This is a genomic window from Streptomyces sp. NPDC034111, from assembly GCF_055575375.1.
This window is the reverse complement of record NZ_JBVIST010000018.1, coordinates 98,489-116,355: the sequence shown is the minus strand read 5'-3', so window position 1 is coordinate 116,355 and position 17,867 is coordinate 98,489. Positions and strand designations below refer to the sequence as shown.

Sequence of the window (17,867 nt, the reverse complement as noted above, 5' to 3'; positions counted from 1 at the left end):
CGCCCCGGACCTCAGCGGTCCCGGGGCGGCTTCGTTGATTTGTCGACTTCCGCTTGGCTTCTGACGGGAAATTCGCCCACAGAAGTGAAGGTTGCCGCCGTCCGGGGCACTGAACCCCCTGGCATCCGCGTAGCTTTGACGCCAACCTCAGCCCCCGCAGGACGCTCGGGGGCCCGACACGTCGGAGCAGTCTTGGCACGGAAGATCGGCAGCCGGTACACCGCCCACCAGATCCTGGGGCGCGGCAGTGCCGGCACGGTATGGCTGGGCGAGGGCCCCGAAGGGGCCGTGGCCATCAAGCTGTTGCGTGAGGATCTCGCCTCCGACCAGGAGCTCGTCGGCCGCTTCGTGCAGGAGCGGGCGGCGCTGCTGGGCCTGGCGGACCCGCATGTCGTCGGTGTCCGCGACCTGGTCGTCGACGGCAACGACCTGGCGCTGGTCATGGATCTCGTACGGGGTACCGATCTGCGCACCCGTCTGGAGCGGGAGCGCCGGCTGGCACCCGAGGCCGCGGTCGCGATCGCCGCCGATGTCGCCGACGGGCTGGCCGCCGCGCACGCCGCGCGGATCGTGCACCGTGACGTCAAGCCGGAGAATGTGCTGCTGGACATGCAGGGGCCGCTCGGCCCCGGTGGCGCGCACCCCGCCCTGCTGACCGACTTCGGTATCGCCCGGCTCGTCGACTCCCCGCGCCGTGCCCTTCCCCAGCCTCCGGCCGGGGGGACCACCGTCCCGCTTCGCTCGACCAAGGTCATCGGCACCCCGGACTACCTCGCTCCGGAGATCATCGAGGGGCTGCCGCCGCGCGCCTCGGTGGACGTCTATGCGCTGGCGACCGTCCTGTACGAGCTGCTGGCGGGGTTCACGCCCTTCGGGGGCGGCCACCCCGGTGCGGTGCTGCGCCGTCATGTCACCGAGAGTGTGGCGCCGCTGCCCGGGATCCCCGACGAGCTGTGGCAGCTGCTGGTGCAGTGCCTGGCGAAGGCGCCCGCCTCGCGGCTGCGCGCCCCGGAGCTCGCCGCGCGGCTGCGGGAGCTGCTGCCCGCGCTGGCGGGTATGCCGCCGCTGGACATCGATGAGCCGGACGACGAGCCGGCGGACGACGAGCCGGACGGTGGGGCCCCGGGGGCCCGCGAGGAGGCGTTCTACCCGCCGGCGGCGGGGGAGGCCGCCCCGCCGCGCGGCGCGGTCCCGCTGGTGCAGGGCTCGGCGCCGGACTCCAACCGGGAGACGCACACCAGCATGCGGGTGCCCGGCCCGGACGAGCTGGCGGGCGGTGCGCACGGCACGGCGCGTGCTCCGCGGGCGGCCGGGGAGCGCCGGGCGGGCTCGGCCCGGCACCGTGCGTCGGCGGAGGCGGTGCGCCGCCGCCGGATCAAGCTCGGTGCCGCGGCGGCCGTGGTGGTCGTGGCGGCGGGCCTGGGCGGCTGGCTGGCCTCGGGGGACGACGATGCCGGGGATGCCCGGCCGGGCGTGCACCAGCCGGGGCCGGACGCTCCGTGACGGGCCGGTGACCGGGTTCCGGCAGGTTCGACCTGCCGGGGCCGGGTCACGCTGTCGGTGGTTGCCGTTAGGCTGGGTGCGTGGCAGTCGTCGATGTATCCGAAGAGCTGAAGTCCCTCTCCTCGACCATGGGGTCGATCGAGGCCGTCCTGGACCTCGACAAGATGAGGGCCGACATCGCCGTGCTTGAGGAGCAAGCGGCGGCGCCGTCCCTGTGGGACGACCCGGAGAGCGCCCAGAAGGTCACCAGCCAGCTGTCCTACCTCCAGGGCCAGCTGCGCCGGGCCGAGGAGCTGCGTGGCCGGGTCGACGACCTCGAAGTGCTCTTCGAGCTGGCCGAGGCCGAGGGCGACGAGGATGCCCGGGAGGAGGCCGAGGCCGAGCTGGCCGAGGTCCGCAAGGCCGTGGAGGAGCTGGAGGTCCGTACCCTCCTGTCCGGCGAGTACGACGCCCGTGAGGCGGTCGTCAACATCCGCGCCGAGGCCGGTGGCGTGGACGCCGCCGACTTCGCCGAGAAGCTCCAGCGGATGTATCTGCGCTGGGCCGAGCGGCACGGCTACAAGACCGAGCTCTACGAGACCTCGTACGCGGAAGAGGCCGGCATCAAGTCGACCACCTTCGCCGTCAACGTCCCGTACGCCTACGGCACGCTCTCCGTCGAGCAGGGCACGCACCGCCTGGTGCGCATCTCGCCGTTCGACAACCAGGGCCGCCGCCAGACCTCGTTCGCGGGTGTCGAGGTGCTGCCCGTCGTGGAGCAGACCGACCACATCGAGATCGACGAATCGGATCTGCGGGTGGATGTGTACCGGTCGTCCGGCCCCGGCGGCCAGGGCGTCAACACCACCGACTCCGCGGTCCGGCTGACGCACCTCCCCACCGGCATCGTGGTCTCCTGTCAGAACGAGCGTTCGCAGATCCAGAACAAGGCGACCGCGATGAACGTCCTCCAGGCCAAGCTCCTTGAGCGGCGCCGCCAGGAGGAGCAGGCCAAGATGGACGCGCTCAAGGGCGACGGCGGCAACTCCTGGGGCAACCAGATGCGTTCGTACGTGCTGCACCCGTACCAGATGGTCAAGGACCTGCGTACGGAGTTCGAGGTCGGTAACCCGCAGGCCGTGCTGGACGGTGACATCGACGGCTTCCTGGAGGCCGGCATCCGCTGGCGCAAGCAGCAGGAGAAGTAACGCGCGGCGCCTTTTCGCCGGCCGTTTCTGATACCGGAACAACTGTCTCCCTCGGGGAGGCAGTTGTTTTTGCTGTGGCGGTTTGGTCACAGTCGTATGTCCATGTACCGCCCAACTCTCAGTAATTCGGGCATCGCGACTTTATTCGACCTTGACGATGTTGGCCTGACTGGGAAGGCTGAGCGCGGCATGCGTATGTCTGGGGCGCGTGTATGAACGGGGAGATGAGCGGCCTTGCGCAGTGCGGGGCGGAAGCTCGCGTGCCCCTGTCGGCCCGTCGCCCCGTACAGCGGTGCTCCATTGACGAGTTCAGCTACTGGGGGTAGCAGTACATGACGAAGAAGACGCGGGTGCGCATTGCGCGCGTTGCGGCCGGTGCAGTGATCGCGGCGGGTGCGTCGCTCACTGCGGCCGGTGTGGCCTCCGCGGCTCCGGCCGACGGGTCGGGCGGCGAGAGCGGCGGGATCATCGGCGGCATCATCGGCGGGATCATCGGCGGCAGTGACTCCGGTGGCGAGACCACCGGCGCCACCGACGGCGGCGACTCCACCGGTCAGGTCGGCGGCGACACCACCGGTGGCGAGATCGGCGGTGACTCCTCCGGCGGTGAGATCGGCGGTGACTCCTCCGGTGGCGAGATCGGCGGCGACACCACCGGCGGCGAGACCACCGGCGGTGACACCACCACCGGCGGTGACACCACCACGGGTGGCGACACCACCACCGGCGGCGAGACCACCGGTGGGGAGACCACCGGCGGTGACACCACCACCGGCGGTCAGACCACGGGTGGCGACAGCACCGGTGGCCACAACAGCGGCGGCCAGACCACCGGTGGCGACAGCACCGGTGGCCACAACAGCGGTGGCCAGTCCACCGGCGGCCAGTCCACCGGTGGCGACTCCTCCACCGGCGGTGACTCCACCGGTACCGGCACCGACAACGAGGGCTCCAAGCCGATCGAGCAGCCCGGCGAGGGCAAGGAGCAGATCGCTGACACGCCCGGCCAGGCCAAGCAGCAGGCGAAGGGCGGCGAGCTGGCGGAGACCGGTTCCTCCGGCACCACCTTCCTGCTCATCGGCGCGGCCACGATGATCGCGGGCGGTGTGGGCTTCCGTATGCTGCCCCGTCTGATCAACAAGAACGGCGGCGGCGCGGCAGCGGCCTGACGCTGACGCGGCACCACCAGGGCCCGGGACGCAACCTGCGTCCCGGGCCCTCGGCGTTCACGCGTCCGCTACGGACGGTTCGGATGTGGTTGCGTCCCGTAAGGGCGTGCGGGCGCCTCGGCCTGCCTCAGGGTGTGGGGGACGGCGTTCAGGCGGCCTGATGGAGCAGCACGCCGAGCGCGATCAGCACGATCATCAAAGCCACCAGCATTGCGGGGCTGAGCTGGGCGAAGATACCGCCCGCCTGCTGCTGGAGCCGTTCCCTGTTCGCCCGGCACACGGGGCAGCGGCCCTCGCTCACAGGGGCCGCGCAGTTGGCGCACACCAGTCGGTCGTACGTCATGCGACCTCCTTCTCCACTGCACCAACGCACGGGAAGGCGCATTGGTTCCCCCTCCCACTCTGCCAGCTCCCCGGCGGAACGGCGCGCCCCGCGGAATTGTGCGGCTTTTTGTCCTATAGGTGCCGTGAATAAACGCACCAACCCCCCACGGCGACTGCACCGCCCCGCGAGGTTCGCGTATGGTCACGCACACCGACGGGAGCCGCAACTCGGCAACCCGTGCCGCTATCCAGGTCGACCGTGGTGCATCAGTGATCCGATTCGACAACGTCTCCAAGACCTACCCGAAGCAGAACCGTCCTGCACTCAGGGACGTCTCGCTCGAGATCGAGCGCGGCGAGTTCGTCTTCCTGGTGGGCTCCTCGGGCTCCGGAAAGTCCACCTTCCTGCGGCTGCTGCTGCGCGAGGAGCGGGCCAGCCACGGCCATGTGCACGTACTCGGCAAGGACCTCGGGAAGCTCTCCAACTGGAAGGTCCCGCAGATGCGGCGCCAGGTGGGGACGGTCTTCCAGGACTTCCGGCTGCTGCCCAACAAGACCGTCGGGCAGAACGTCGCCTTCGCCCTCGAGGTCATCGGCAAGCCGCGCGGCCAGATCCGCAAGACGGTCCCCGAGGTCCTCGAACTGGTCGGCCTCGGCGGCAAGGAGGACCGCATGCCGGGTGAACTCTCCGGTGGTGAGCAGCAGCGCGTCGCCATCGCGCGGGCCTTCGTCAACCGCCCCATGCTGCTCATCGCGGACGAGCCCACCGGCAACCTCGACCCGCAGACCTCGGTCGGCATCATGAAGCTGCTGGACCGGATCAACCGGACCGGTACGACGGTGGTCATGGCCACCCACGACCAGCAGATCGTCGACCAGATGCGCAAGCGGGTCATGGAACTCGAGAAGGGCCGGCTCGTACGCGACCAGTCGCGCGGCGTGTACGGCTACCAGCACTGAAAGGACGCCATGCGCGCCCAGTTCGTCCTGTCGGAGATCGGCGTCGGTCTCCGCCGAAACCTCACGATGACCTTCGCGGTCATCGTCTCCGTAGCCCTCTCGCTGGGCCTGTTCGGCGCCTCGCTGCTGATGCGCGACCAGGTCAGCACGATGAAGGGCTACTGGTACGACAAGGTCAACGTCTCCATCTTCTTCTGCAACAAGAACGACGCCGAGACCGGCGCCAACTGCGCCAAGGGCGCGGCCACCCAGCAGCAGAAGGACGACATCAAGGCCGAGCTGAACCGGCTTCCGCTCGTCCAGGACGTGACCTACGAGTCCAGCGACCAGGCCTACAAGCACTACAAGGAGCAGTTCGGCGACACGCCCGTGGCCGGTCTGGTGACGCCCGACCAGCTGCCGGAGTCCTTCCGCGTCAAGCTCAAGGACCCCACGAAGTTCACGGTCATCAAGTCGGCGTTCTCCGAGCGGCCCGGTGTCCAGGAGGTGCAGGACCAACGGGACACCGTGGAGCCGCTGTTCAACCTCCTCAACGGTATGAACATCGCCGCGCTGGTCGTGATGGGGCTGATGCTCGTCGTTGCGCTGATGCTGATCGTCAACACCGTGCGGGTGTCGGCGTTCAGCCGAAGGCGGGAGACCGGGATCATGCGGCTGGTGGGAGCGTCCAGCTTCTACATCCAGATGCCGTTCATCCTGGAGGCCGCCATCGCGGGCCTGCTGGGCGCCGCGTTCGCCTGTGTGCTGATCGTCGGCGGCAAGTACATCCTCGTCAACAACTGGCTGGCGAAGAAGATCCAGGTGATCAACTTCATCGGCTGGGACTCGGTGGTTGCGGTCCTCCCGCTGGTGCTGCTGATCGGACTGCTGATGCCCGCGCTCGCCGCGTTCTTCGCGCTGCGCAAGTACCTCAAGGTGTGAGCTTTGACAAGGGGCGCCGTACGGACAACGTGCCGTACGGCGCCCCTTTGTCGCCTAGACTCACCGCCATGTCGGGCCCGTGTTCGTACGACCGGCCCCGCCGCTTTCGCCGCGGGGCGGCCCTGACGTTGTTCCTCGCGGGTGTGCTCGCCACCGGCGCGGTGACCGGTACATGGAGCGATGCGGCGGAGGGCGCCGCCGGCCGCAACTCCCCGGACCGTACGGCGTTCCGGGCGCACACCCCCGACTCCGCGACCGCCGACCGCGCGGCCGTCGAGCGGGCCGCGCGCGAGGCCGCCGAGGACGGCAAGTCCGGTTCCCAGGCCGCCGCCGAGGTCGTCAGCCGCAGCGGCGACCGCTGGTCGACGATCTACACACCGGGCGAGTTCGAGGACTTCCAGGAGCAGTTGGACGGCGGGTACGTCGGCGTCGGGCTGTGGGTGCGGCAGAGCGCGGACGGCCGGACCGAGGTGTCCCGTGTCCAGTCCGGCAGTCCCGCCGCGCGGGCCGGTATCGCGGTCGGCGACCGGCTGAGGGCCGTCGACGGCCGGGCCACCCGGGGCCGGCCGGTCACCGAGGTTGTCGCCGGGCTGCGCGGCGCCGCTCCGCACGGCTCCCGGGCGCGGGCCGCCGGCGCCGGCAGCCCCGTACGGCTCGACCTCCAGCGCGGTGGCCGGCACTGGAGCGTGACCCTGCACCGGGTCCGGCTGCGGACCCGGAACGTCGTCACCGACCGGCCGGCCGGGCCGCACGGCCCGACCCGGGTCAAGATCGCCGCGTTCGCCAGGGGCACCGGCGACGCGGTCCGCCGGGCGGTGCGCCATGCCTCCACGCACGGCGGCCTGCTGCTCGACCTGCGGGGCAATACGGGCGGCCTGGTCACCGAGTCGGTCGCCACCGCCTCGGCCTTCCTGAACGGCGGCCTGGTCGCCACGTACGACGTCGACGGCCGTCAGCGCGCCCTGTACGCGAAGCGCGGCGGCAACACCCGCCTGCCACTCGTCGTCCTCGTCGACGGCGGCACGATGAGCGCCGCGGAGCTGCTGGCGGGCGCGCTCCAGGACCGGGGGCGGGCGATCGTGGTGGGCTCGCCGACGTTCGGCAAGGGGTCGGTGCAGATGCCCAGCCGGCTGGCGGACGGCTCGGTCGCCGAGCTGACCGTCGGCCACTACCGCACCCCGTCGGGGCGGACCGTCGACGAGCGCGGCATCACGCCCGACCTGGTGGTCGAGAACCACGCCGAGAAACGGGCCCGCACAGTATTGAGTGGCCTCGGCGCCGGTGCTTAGTGCGAAAATGGCGACACTATGAGCAAGCAGACCAAGGACAAGGACAAGACTCCCGGGCGCAAGCTCGTGGCGCAGCACAAGAAGGCGCGGCACGACTACCACATCCTGGACACCTACGAGTGCGGTCTGGTGCTGACCGGTACCGAGGTGAAGTCGCTGCGTCAGGGCCGGGCGTCGCTGGTGGACGGGTTCATCCAGATCGACGGCAACGAGGCCTGGCTGCACAACGTACACATCCCCGAGTACGCCCAGGGCACCTGGACGAACCATGCGGCCCGGCGCAAGCGGAAGCTGCTGATGCACCGTGCCGAGATCGACAAGCTGGAGGCCAAGAGCCAGGAGTCGGGGCACACGATCGTGCCGCTGGCGCTCTACTTCAAGGACGGCCGGGCCAAGGTCGAGATCGCGCTGGCGAAGGGCAAGAAGGAGTACGACAAGCGGCAGACGCTGCGCGAGCAGCAGGACCGCCGTGAGGCGGAGCGGGCGGTCTCGGCGGCCCGCCGGCGGCAGCGGGCCTGACCTGCGGGTGCGGCTCGGGGAATACGCTGGCAACGTTCCGCGTTGTTCACGTACGATGGCTGCGCACCCCACGGAGGGTGTGCGTCACACCACCCCTCGCGGGTGGCTTTGATAAATCAACATGGGGATGATCGGTTTCGACAGCGGATGTCGAAGCAGGGGAAGCGTGTCGAGGAAGCGGCAATGATCTCGTAAACCATATGCCGAAACCAATAATCGCCAACACCAAGCGCGATTCCTTCGCCCTCGCTGCCTAAGTAGCGACCTGCGAAGTGTCAGCCCGGGGATGATCCCGACCCGGTTCCTGGCATCAGCTAGGGGTCTTATCCACTGAGCCCGGTCACGGGGCGCGGTGGAGACAATAAACAGTGACTGAGCCCGTCGGAGACTTGTCCGCGTGATCTCCGGGGCCGAGAAAAGCGAAGCGGACTGCACACGGAGAAGCCCTGGTTCTGCACCGTTGGACGCGGGTTCGATTCCCGCCATCTCCACAATTCCCATGTGAGGCCCAGGCCCCGCCGTTCGAGAGGACGGACGGGGCCTGAGTCGTTTCGGGGCCCGAGTTGTTGATCCGGGATTCCCGCCCTGTGGGGGATTCGTTCCGGTATATGCGATTCATTCCGGGCGATGGCTGCATGCCTCAGACGTGTTTGACGAATCCCCGGCGCCAGGTGTGTCATGACCTGGAAAAGCCACGGTAATGGGGGAGTAATGGGTCAGGGCACCAACGTCGAGAGCGATGCGCTGCGTCGCTATGCCGATGCGGCGGAGAGCGCGGCGGAACGGATCGAGAAGATCCGCAAGCGTACGGCCGGCCTGGATCTGTCGGACGGAGTGTTCGGGCAGCTGCCCGAGGCGAACAGTCTGCGGGCCGACTACATCGATCAGAAGGACCGGTCGGGCACGGACCTCGACGACGCCGGAGAGATGCTGCGGTCCATCGCCGAGGCGGTCCGTGGCTCCGCGGACCATTACGACTCCAACGAAGAGGCGACCGCGAACAGCTTCGGGGGCGGTGCCTGATGGGGGCGGGGCAGGTCGCATCGAGCGCGCTGGACCGGATCAACTACACCCTGGACTGGAGCAATCCGCTCGCCTCGACCCTCGACGAGATCATCAAGGGCATCCTTGAACAGTTCGGCGTCGACGACTGGTTCGACTGGGTCACCGGCGACAGTGAGCAGTTGGAGAGCACCGCCGGGGAGTGGCGGAGCGGGGCGCGGGATCTGCGCGGTGTGGTCGAGGACCTGGTGGCGGAGCGCAAGGCCGTGCAGCACGCCTGGCAGGGCGAGGCCGCCGAGGGCTTCGGCAACACCATGACGGACTTCGAGCAGGCCCTGCTCGGTGAGGCCGACGACATGGACACCATCGCCGAACTCCTGGAGATGGCCGCCGCGGCCTGCGCCATCGCCGAACAGGCCATGACCGAACTGCTCGTGGAGATCGTCGAGGCGCTGATGGTCACCGCCGCCACCACGGCGATCCTCTCGCTGCTGACGGCCGGCGCCGCGGCGGCGATCGGGCCGCTGGCGGGCGCGGCGAACATCGCCTACCGGGCGGCGAAGGCCACCAGGATCGCCGCCAAGCTTGCCGACAAGCTCGCCGATATCGCCAAGCAGACCCGGGCGCTGGCGAAACTCTCCCGGCTCCGCCGGTATCTGCGCGGCCTGGACCGCGCGAAGATCAAGGAGTGGAAGGGCGCCAAGTGGAAGATCGCGGGAAGTCTGCGGCGCGGTGAGATGCCCGAGGCGGCCGATATCGCCCAGTACGTCGCCTGGAAACAGGGCAAGAAGCTGGCCAAGGGAATCCTCGGGGTCGATCCGGCTGGTGCGGTGACGGGCGCCGCGCAGGAGGGCGCCCCGGCACTCGCGGAAGAGGCGTACGAATACGGGCGGCGCCCGGATCCGAAGAGTTTCGACGAACGGATGGAACAATCGCCGGCGCAGGCGAAGCGGTCGGTGCGGGAGGCTTTCGGGTGAAGATCACCGACGTGGGCGACGCCCTCTGGTCCGGGGTCAAGAACTGGCTTTCCGGCCCGGACCCGCATGCGCTGGCCCGTGCGGCCAAGGAGCGTGCGGCGCCCGTGCTGCCGCCCGGGGAGCGGGTCGTCGCCGGCCATCCGGTCGAGGCGGGCGAACAGCTCCCCGAACCGCCCCGGAAGTTCCGGCAGCAGGCGTTCTCGGCACAGCGCACCACCGGCGACCGGCTCGTCGACGGCATGGGGCGGGCCGAAGAGCGACTGGACCGCCTCAACCCCGTCAATGCCGTGGTGGACGGGTGGGACGACCGCCACCGCACGCCTCAGTTGTCGGGCAGCTGGGAGAGTCCGGCCGGGCAGCTGGCGGCCGTGCTGCGGCCCCGCTGTTCGTTCCGGTACCTGTCGGTGCTGCTGGTGACCGACCACCATCTCCATGTGGTGCGGGTGCGGCTGGCCGGCAACGGGCGGGAGCCCATGGCCGGTGCGGATGCGGTGGAGTACGCCTGGCGGGTGGAGCGGCGGCAGGTCGCCTGGGTGCGGAACCGTACCGATGTGCGGCACGGCACGCACGAGCTCGGCTTCGTGGACGGTTCCTGGGTGACGTTCGCCTTCACGGTCGGGGGGTACGGCCCGGTCGTGGAGACCTTCCCCCGGCGGTTGCGGTACACGGACCCGATCAGCTGACGGGCGCCGGCGCGTGGCCCGGGCCCCGGCGTGCCGTGAGCAGGGTGACGGTCAGCGCCAGGGCGGCCGCCGCCGCGGGGACCGTGTACCCGAGGGCCGGGGCCGCCAGGTGGTCCACGGCCCAGCCGCCCGTCGCCGAACCGGCCGCGATGCCGCCCAGCAGGGCCGTCACCGCGAGCGTCATCCCTTCGTTCAACCGGTCCGCGGGGATGCGGGATTGGACCAGTCCCATGCCGGTGACCATGGTCGGCGCGGTGGCCATACCGGCCGCCAGGAGCCCGGCGGCCAGCGCCGGCGGGCTTCCGGTCGAGGCGGCGAGCAGCGGCAGCAGCATCAGGGCGGCCATCGCGCCGAGGCAGCACAGGAAGCGGTGCGCGGCACGGGCCGCCGGGCGCAGCAGCCCGTAGAGCAGCCCCGCCACCGCGGACCCGGCAGCCTGGAGGGCCAGCATGCCGCCCGCGGCGGAGCGGATGCCGTGGTCATCGGCGTAGGCGAGGGTCACCACCTCCAGTGAGCCGAAGATCGCGCCGGTGGCGAGGAAGGTGAGCAGCAGCGGCGGGATCCCGGGCAGCCGCAGCGGGCTGCGGGAGGCCGGGGCGTGGGCGGCGCCGCGCGGCGCCACCGGGGGCTCGGTGCGACGCTGGGCCGCGAAGAGCAGCACCCCGGTCAGCAGCAGCGCCGCGGCCACCGCCGTGCCCGCCTCAGGGAAGAGAGTGGTGCACAGCAGCGTCGCGAGCACCGGCCCGAGCATGAAGCACAGCTCGTCCGCGGCCTGTTCGAAGGAGTTGGCGGTGTGCCGGGCGGCCGGCTCGTCGCGGAAGAGGTGCGTCCAGCGGGCGCGGGACATCCCGCCGGTGTTGGGCGTGGTGGCGGTCGCGGCGTACGAGGCGAAGAGGGCCCAGTCGGGCGCTCCGTGGCGTACGCACAGCAGCAGCGAGAGCGAGCCGAGCACGGCGAGCACGGTGGCCGGGACCGCGATACGGGCCTGGCCGTGGCGGTCGACCAGCCGGGCGGTCCACGGCCCGGCCAGCGCCGTCGCCGCCAGCCCGGTCGCGGTGACCGCCCCGGCCAGCGCGTAGGAGCCGCGGGTTCCGGCGATCATCAGCACCGCGCTGACGCTGAACATCCCCATGGGCAGCCGCGCCACCAGGTTGGCGGCGGTGAAGGCACGCGTACCCGGGACGGCGAAGATCCGCCGGTAGGGGGCGAGCAGCCGGAAGCGGGGGCGGCGGCGCGGGGCGGGGCGTACGGGGGATGGGGGTCCCCCCGCTCGAGCGGAGCCGAGAGTGGGGGACGTCACGGGCCGGGCGGCGAGGAAGAGGATCATGCCTCTACGGTCGTGGTCGCCCCCCTCCGCGGTCCAACACCTGATGAGCGCCCATTCACGCGGCTGTGTTGTCAATCGGCGGCGAGGGCGGGGCTCTCGGGGAAAGGGGCGGGCGCGCCGCGGACCGGCACTGCCAGGATGGCCCGATGCCGTCCGATATCGATCCGCGTCTGCTCCGGGCCTTCACCGCCGTCGCCGAGGAGCTGCACTTCACCCGCGCCGCGGCCCGGCTGTACGTGGCCCAGCAGGCGCTCAGCCGCGATATACGGCGCCTGGAGCGGGAGTTGGGCGCCGCGCTGTTCGTACGGACCACCCGCCAGGTCGCCCTGACGGCGGACGGTGCGCGGCTGCTGCCGTACGCCCGGCGGGTGCTGAGCGCGCACGAGGAGCTGGCCGCGGCGTTCCGGCCGGCTCCCGAACGGCCGCTGCTGGTCGATGTCGGGGCCCCGGTCGGCACCGCCCACCGGGTGCTGGAGGAGGCCAGGGGCCGGGTGCCGGACAGCTGCGAGCTGGTGGCGCGCTTCCACAGCGGGCTGACGGGCGCGGCGGCCGAGCTGGTGGCCGGCCGGCTCGATGTCTCCTTCGGACGCTTCGCGGGGCTGCCGCCGGCCGTCCGGGCCGGCCTGGCCCACCAGCCGGTCCGGCTGGAGCCGATGGCGGTACTGCTGCGCGCGGACCATCCGCTGGCCGCGCGGTCCGTCGTGCGGCTGGCGGAGCTGGCCGGCGAGACGCTGTACGCGGCCGCCGGGAATCCGCGGACCGCGGAGTGGACGGAGCTGGCGGCGCGGCTCTTCGCGGGCCCCGGGATCGCGATGGCCGAGCCGTTCCCGGAGATCGAGGGCTCGGAGGAGTTCGTACGGGTGGTGCGCAAGCGGGGGTGGTCGGTGCTGGCGAGCGTGGAGTTCATCGAGGTGCCGGGGATGGTGCTGCGGCCGGTGGCCGATCCGGTACCGCTGTCGCCGGTCTCGATGGTGTGGCGGCGGGGGCTGCGGCACCCCGGCCTGGAGGCGCTGCGGACGGTGGCGCGCGAACGCGGCGGGCGGGAGGGGTGGCTGACCGTCCCGGACGGCGGCTGGCTGCCTCCGGAGGACGCCCGGGTGATGGGCGTGTCCGGTGGCGCAGGCCCGGGGACCGTGGCCCGGACGGCGCCGGTCGGGTGAGCGCCCGCCGGCCGGCGGCCAGGGGCGGCGGCAGAGCCGGGGCGGGGACGGCCGGTGCCGTGGTGCGCTCGGCGGCGAGCGCGCGCGGCCCGTACGCGGTGGCCGGCGTGGGACCAGGGCGCTCACGTAGCGGCCGCGCGCCCCGTGAGCGCAAGGTTTCGCGAAGGTCACCTACCGCCACGGCACGGAAACCCGCCGTCCCTAGCTTCGAGGGAGACGACCTGAATCCCTGGGAGGCGCGATGACGGCCGAGGCCGCGACAGGAACCGCCAGCGACAGTCCTGGCGAAAGCCGTACCGATGGCCGTGCGCGGCGCGGCGGGCGGTGGATCGAGCACTGGGAGCCGGAGAACGAGCAGTTCTGGCGGGAGACCGGTGAGCGGGTCGCCCGGCGGAACCTGTGGTTCTCCGTGCTCTCCGAGCACATCGGCTTCTCCATCTGGAGCCTGTGGTCGGTGATGGTGCTGTTCATGGGGCCGCAGTACGGGATCGACCCGGCCGGGAAGTTCTTCCTGGTGGCGATGCCGACGCTGGTGGGCGCGGTGCTGAGGGTGCCGTACACCTTCGCGGTGGCGCTGTTCGGCGGGCGCAACTGGACGGTGATCAGCGCGCTGCTGCTGCTGGTGCCGACCGCGGCGGCCGCGGTGGTGATGCACCCGGGCACCTCGTACACCACGTTCATGGTGGTCGCGATGCTCGCCGGCGTCGGCGGCGGGAACTTCGCCTCGTCGATGACGAACATCAACTCCTTCTTCCCGCTGCGCAAGAAGGGGTACGCGCTGGGGCTGAACGCCGGCGGCGGCAACATCGGGGTGCCGGTGATCCAGCTGCTGGGGCTGCTGGTCATCGGGACGGCGGGGGCCACCCAGCCGCGGATCGTGCTGGCCGTCTATGTGCCGCTGATCGTGCTGGCCGCGGTGCTCGCCGCGCGGTACATGGACAACCTCGCACCGGTGACCAACGACACCGGGGCGGCCCGCGACGCGGCCCGGCAGCCGCACACCTGGGTGATGTCGCTGCTGTACATCGGCACGTTCGGGTCGTTCATCGGCTACAGCTTCGCCTTCGGGCTGGTGCTCCAGAACCAGTTCGCCCGCACCCCCCTCCAGGCCGCGTCGCTGACCTTCATCGGACCGCTGCTGGGGTCGCTGATCCGGCCGGTCGGCGGGCGGCTGGCGGACCGCTTCGGCGGCGCCCGGATCACGCTGGGCAACTTCGCGGCGATGGGCCTGGCCACCGGAGTGGTGATCTACGCCTCGACGGAGAAGTCGCTGCCGGTCTTCCTCGTCGGGTTCATCGCGCTGTTCGTGCTCTCCGGGCTCGGCAACGGCTCCACGTACAAGATGATCCCCGGGATCTTCCAGGCCCAGGCGGTGCGGCGCGGGCTGGCCGGTGAGGCGGCCGCGGCCTACGGGCGGCGGCTGTCGGGCGCGGCGATGGGCCTGATCGGCGCGGTGGGCGCGCTCGGCGGGCTGGCCATCAACCTCGCCTTCCGCCAGTCGTTCATGACCACCGGCTCGGGCACCCCGGCCTTTGTCTCCTTCCTGGCCTGCTACGTGGTGTGCGGCGCGGTGACCTGGGCCGTATACCTGCGCCCGGTGGCGCGCGAGCGGCGGACCGCGCGGACGGGCGCGGCGCAGCCGGCCGCGGACGGGGAGCGGCGCCCGGTCTACGCGGAGGTGTGAGGCCGCAGGAAGCAGGTGGCGGCCCGGTCCGGACGGCTTCCGGGCCGCCCTTCCCGGCCCGGAGGCAGGGCCGAACGCGGGACGGTCGTACGGGCCGCCCCGCGCTCGGCCGTAACCGGGGGGAAATATGGGAGGACCGGGCTTGTCACGTGCCGTTGGCAGCCTGAGCACCTTGGCGCTCCGGGCCGCCCGAGCCGCGGCGGCCGGAGCGCACGATGCAGCACAACCACTCTGGGCGGAGCGGGACCATGCACGATCAGCAGCAGGAGCACGGCAAGCGGGGGACGCAGCACGCAACGGCACCGGCGGTACGGCCGCTGGACGGGTTCACCGTCGGGGTGACCGCGGCCCGGCGGGCGGAGGAACTGGGCGCGCTGCTGGAGCGGCGCGGCGCCCAGGTGCTGCATGCGCCGGCGTTGCGCATCGTTCCGCTGCCGGACGACACCGAGCTGCTGGCGGTGACCCGGGACCTGATCGAGCACGTCCCCGACGTCGTGGTGGCCACCACCGCCATCGGCTTCCGCGGCTGGATCGAGGCCGCGGAGGGCTGGGGGCTGGGCGAGGCGCTGCTGGACCGGCTGACCGGGGTGGAGCTGCTGGCCCGCGGCCCGAAGGTGCGCGGTGCGATCCGGGCGGCGGGGTTGACCGAGAAGTGGTCACCGGCCTCCGAGTCGATGGCCGAGGTGCTGGACCGGCTCCTGGAGGAGGGCGTCGACGGGCGCCGGGTCGCCGTGCAGCTGCACGGGGAGCTGCTGCCGGGGTTCGTCGAGGCGCTGCGGGACGGCGGTGCGGAGGTGGTGGGCGTTCCCGTCTACCGCTGGATGCCGCCGGAGGACATCGGTCCGGTCGACCGGCTGCTGGACGCCACGGTCGCGGGCGCCTTGGACGCGGTGACGTTCACCAGCGCGCCGGCCGCCGCCTCGCTGCTGCGCCGCGCCGAGGAGCGCGGTATCCGCGACCAGTTGCTGACGGCGCTGCGCACGGGGGTGCTGCCGGTGTGCGTGGGGCCGGTGACCGCGATGCCGCTGGAGGCGGAGGACGTCCCCACGCTCCAGCCGGAACGCTTCCGGCTCGGGCCGCTGGTGCAGCTGCTGTGCCGTGAACTCCCGGGCCGGGTACGGCCGTTGCCGGTGGCCGGGCGGCTGCTGGAGATCCGCGGGCACGCCGTCGTGGTGGACGGTGAGCTGCGCCCGGTGCCGCCGGCCGGGATGGCGCTGCTGGGCGCCCTGGCCCGCCGCCCCGGCTGGGTGGTCTCCCGGGCCGAGCTGCTGCGCGTCCTGCCGGGCGCGGGCCGGGACGAGCATGCGGTGGAGACCGCGATGGCCCGGCTACGGGTGGCGCTGGGCGCACCCAAGCTGATCCAGACCGTCGTCAAGCGGGGGTACCGGCTGTCGCTGGACGCGCACGCGGACACCGACAAGTACGGCGGTGCGGTGCGGTAGCGGGCATCAGGAGGCCTGCGCCGGGTTGGTGACCCGGATCTTGGACTGGCCGTGCGGGAGGGCCTCCCAGTCCTCCATGAAGCGCGCCTCCAGTCCGTGCCGCCGGGCCAGCCCGAGCAGGGTCTCGGTCCGGTAGTAGAAGTCCTCGCGCAGCACGTGGTGTTCGGCGCCCTCGGTGCGGTCGAAGGTGAAGTCGAAGAAGCCGCCGGGGGCCAGCACCCGCCCGACATGGGCGAGGCATTCGTCGATCACCTCGATCGGCGAGTGCGAGAAGACGCTGTGGGCGTGGACGATGTCGAAGTGGGCGGCCGGCAGGAAGTCCAGGGTCAGGTCCTGGGTGAGGGTCAGGTACGGCAGTTTGTCCTGGAGTTCGTACCTGGTCAGGGTCCGCTTGGCGGAGATCAGGATGTCCGGCGAGATGTCGATGCCGTAGTAGTGGCCGGCGTCCAGGTGGGCGATGAAGCGCCAGCCGGCCCGCAGATTGCCGCAGCCGATGTCCAGCATCCGGTGGCCCGGCTTCAGCCCGTGCCGGGCCAGGTAGTCGAACTGCATCTCGCCCAGCGCCAGCCACCGCTCATGGCTGCGGCTGCCGACCGCGGCCTCCGGGTCGCGAGCGGCGTCGGAGGCCATCACCGCCCGGTAGTACGCGACATGGCCGGGGTGCCTGAGGCGCAGCCAGGTGTCGCGGGCGGTGCGCTTGAGGTACGGGGCGATGCGGGCCGGGTTGCGGAGCGCGTAGCCGAGCTTGTGGGCCAGGCGGGCGCGGTTGGTGTGCAGGGGCGTGCGCGACATGGAGACCTTCGTCCTGGAGGGGGCACAAGGCGTACCGAGGCGGCGGACCGGTGCGCGGGGCAACCGGGCCGGCACGCCGGGGACTATACATCAGATGTATACGTCCAGTGTGTACGCGCCGTGTTCACGTGTCGTGACGCCCGCGCGACGGCCTGGAGTGGCCGCTTCCGGAGGGTTCCGGCCGGACCGCGCACCGGGCACTCTGGGGAGCACCCGCGCCCTAAGGAGTGACAGGCACATGGCAGCGCCTTCCGACCTGCGGTTCGACTGCGGCCGGATCTGCCTGGATCTGGTGGCCACCACCGGCGGTGCCCCCGCCGAACGCCTCACCGGACCCGAGCAGTTGGCGGCCTGGCTGGTCGGTGCGGGGCTGGTGCCGCGCGGCGCCCCGCTGGACGGCATAGACGGCCGCTGGGTCGCCCGCTTCCGGGCGCTGCGCGCACTGCTGCGCCGGGTGGTCGACGACGAACTGCGGGGCGGGGCGTCCGACGCCGATCTCGCCTCGCTCAACTCCGCCGCCGTGTCCGGGCAGCCGCCCGCGCTGTGTGCGGTGCGCGGCGCCGACGGAGCCCTGGCCCGTACGCTCCCCGCTCCGCCCGACTGCGCGGGCCTGCTGGCCGCGGTCGCCCGGGACGCGACCGGGATGCTGACCGACGCGGTGGCACGGGCGCAGCTGCGGCGGTGTGCCGGCGAGAACTGCTCGGTGGTCTATCTGGACAACTCCCGTGGCAGGCGCCGCCGTTGGTGCTCCAGCGAGGTGTGCGGCAACCGGGAGCGGGTGGCGCGGCACCGAAGACGCACGAGGGGGCGCCGGCAGAGCGGCGGCGACGGCCGGGTCGCCGCCCCGGCGGTCACTCCCGTCCCTGGGGCAAAAAATATTCCGGCCGGCCGCTGAACGGCCCGCCCGTCCCGTCCGTACTCCTCACCG

17 protein-coding genes and 1 other RNA gene are annotated in these 17,867 nt (G+C 71.7%); 15 read left to right on the top strand and 3 right to left on the bottom strand.

The genetic code is table 11. The features are described from left to right. Window positions 1-192: 192 nt before the first annotated feature. The 3 genes from ACZ55A_RS30040 to ACZ55A_RS30030 all read left to right on the top strand — a co-directional run bounded on the left by ACZ55A_RS30040 (window position 193) and on the right by ACZ55A_RS30030 (window position 3,859). The gene (locus tag ACZ55A_RS30040) at window positions 193-1,503 is read left to right on the top strand and encodes a serine/threonine-protein kinase (RefSeq protein WP_468846539.1); all 1,311 of its coding nucleotides are present in this window, start codon (window positions 193-195) and stop codon (window positions 1,501-1,503) included. An 80-nt stretch (window positions 1,504-1,583) separates the two neighbouring features. Beyond that, window positions 1,584-2,690 (top strand): peptide chain release factor 2, encoded by a 1,107-nt coding sequence (gene prfB, locus ACZ55A_RS30035; protein WP_468846537.1) that lies wholly within the window; start codon window positions 1,584-1,586, stop codon window positions 2,688-2,690. A gap of 332 nt (window positions 2,691-3,022) precedes the next feature. Continuing rightward, the gene (locus ACZ55A_RS30030; RefSeq protein ID WP_468846534.1) at window positions 3,023-3,859 is read left to right on the top strand and encodes a hypothetical protein; all 837 of its coding nucleotides are present in this window, start codon (window positions 3,023-3,025) and stop codon (window positions 3,857-3,859) included. A gap of 148 nt (window positions 3,860-4,007) precedes the next feature. Here the strand turns inward: ACZ55A_RS30030 and ACZ55A_RS30025 are convergent, their stop codons facing one another. Then, window positions 4,008-4,202, bottom strand: a complete 195-nt coding sequence (locus tag ACZ55A_RS30025; RefSeq protein WP_468846532.1) for a hypothetical protein — start codon at window positions 4,200-4,202, stop codon at window positions 4,008-4,010. A gap of 251 nt (window positions 4,203-4,453) precedes the next feature. Here ACZ55A_RS30025 and ftsE point away from each other — a divergent pair, with 251 nt between their 5' ends. From ftsE to ACZ55A_RS29985, 8 genes are all read left to right on the top strand, one after another. Beyond that, window positions 4,454-5,143, top strand: a complete 690-nt coding sequence (gene ftsE, locus ACZ55A_RS30020; protein WP_393499307.1) for a cell division ATP-binding protein FtsE — start codon at window positions 4,454-4,456, stop codon at window positions 5,141-5,143. A gap of 9 nt (window positions 5,144-5,152) precedes the next feature. After that, on the top strand, window positions 5,153-6,064 hold the full coding sequence (gene ftsX / locus ACZ55A_RS30015) for a permease-like cell division protein FtsX (RefSeq protein WP_468846529.1): 912 nt from the start codon (window positions 5,153-5,155) through the stop codon (window positions 6,062-6,064). Window positions 6,065-6,132: 68 nt separating this feature from the next. Further along, complete coding sequence (locus ACZ55A_RS30010) at window positions 6,133-7,353, top strand: S41 family peptidase (protein WP_468846527.1); 1,221 nt, start codon at window positions 6,133-6,135, stop codon at window positions 7,351-7,353. A gap of 18 nt (window positions 7,354-7,371) precedes the next feature. After that, window positions 7,372-7,872, top strand: coding sequence for an SsrA-binding protein SmpB (gene smpB / locus ACZ55A_RS30005; RefSeq protein ID WP_468846524.1), 501 nt, complete (start codon window positions 7,372-7,374; stop codon window positions 7,870-7,872). Between the two features lie 123 nt (window positions 7,873-7,995). Beyond that, window positions 7,996-8,366: a transfer-messenger RNA gene (gene ssrA, locus ACZ55A_RS30000) on the top strand. 217 nt (window positions 8,367-8,583) lie between these two features. Then, window positions 8,584-8,895 (top strand): hypothetical protein, encoded by a 312-nt coding sequence (locus tag ACZ55A_RS29995; protein ID WP_468846521.1) that lies wholly within the window; start codon window positions 8,584-8,586, stop codon window positions 8,893-8,895. Continuing rightward, window positions 8,895-9,851, top strand: a complete 957-nt coding sequence (locus tag ACZ55A_RS29990; protein ID WP_468846518.1) for a WXG100 family type VII secretion target — start codon at window positions 8,895-8,897, stop codon at window positions 9,849-9,851. Before ACZ55A_RS29995 ends, ACZ55A_RS29990 begins: the two co-directional genes overlap by 1 nt. Then, window positions 9,848-10,534 carry a hypothetical protein gene (locus tag ACZ55A_RS29985; RefSeq protein ID WP_468846515.1) on the top strand — a complete coding sequence of 229 codons (687 nt, stop codon included), beginning with the start codon at window positions 9,848-9,850 and terminating at the stop codon, window positions 10,532-10,534. Before ACZ55A_RS29990 ends, ACZ55A_RS29985 begins: the two co-directional genes overlap by 4 nt. On the opposite strand, the gene ACZ55A_RS29980 is transcribed toward ACZ55A_RS29985, so the two are convergent. Continuing rightward, window positions 10,527-11,861 (bottom strand): MFS transporter, encoded by a 1,335-nt coding sequence (locus ACZ55A_RS29980; protein WP_468846513.1) that lies wholly within the window; start codon window positions 11,859-11,861, stop codon window positions 10,527-10,529. The genes ACZ55A_RS29985 and ACZ55A_RS29980 overlap by 8 nt on opposite strands. Window positions 11,862-12,007: 146 nt before the next feature. Here ACZ55A_RS29980 and ACZ55A_RS29975 point away from each other — a divergent pair, with 146 nt between their 5' ends. The 3 genes from ACZ55A_RS29975 to ACZ55A_RS29965 all read left to right on the top strand — a co-directional run bounded on the left by ACZ55A_RS29975 (window position 12,008) and on the right by ACZ55A_RS29965 (window position 16,147). Then, window positions 12,008-13,021, top strand: a complete 1,014-nt coding sequence (locus tag ACZ55A_RS29975) for a LysR family transcriptional regulator (protein ID WP_468846510.1) — start codon at window positions 12,008-12,010, stop codon at window positions 13,019-13,021. 241 nt (window positions 13,022-13,262) lie between these two features. Next, window positions 13,263-14,705 carry a nitrate/nitrite transporter gene (locus ACZ55A_RS29970; protein WP_468846507.1) on the top strand — a complete coding sequence of 481 codons (1,443 nt, stop codon included), beginning with the start codon at window positions 13,263-13,265 and terminating at the stop codon, window positions 14,703-14,705. Window positions 14,706-14,953: 248 nt separating this feature from the next. Beyond that, on the top strand, window positions 14,954-16,147 hold the full coding sequence (locus tag ACZ55A_RS29965) for a uroporphyrinogen-III synthase (RefSeq protein ID WP_468846505.1): 1,194 nt from the start codon (window positions 14,954-14,956) through the stop codon (window positions 16,145-16,147). Between the two features lie 6 nt (window positions 16,148-16,153). Here the strand turns inward: ACZ55A_RS29965 and ACZ55A_RS29960 are convergent, their stop codons facing one another. Continuing rightward, complete coding sequence (locus ACZ55A_RS29960) at window positions 16,154-16,939, bottom strand: class I SAM-dependent methyltransferase (RefSeq protein WP_468846502.1); 786 nt, start codon at window positions 16,937-16,939, stop codon at window positions 16,154-16,156. 238 nt (window positions 16,940-17,177) lie between these two features. Between ACZ55A_RS29960 and ACZ55A_RS29955 the strand changes: the two genes are divergently transcribed. Continuing rightward, window positions 17,178-17,834 (top strand): CGNR zinc finger domain-containing protein, encoded by a 657-nt coding sequence (locus ACZ55A_RS29955; RefSeq protein WP_468846500.1) that lies wholly within the window; start codon window positions 17,178-17,180, stop codon window positions 17,832-17,834. Window positions 17,835-17,867: the final 33 nt, after the last annotated feature.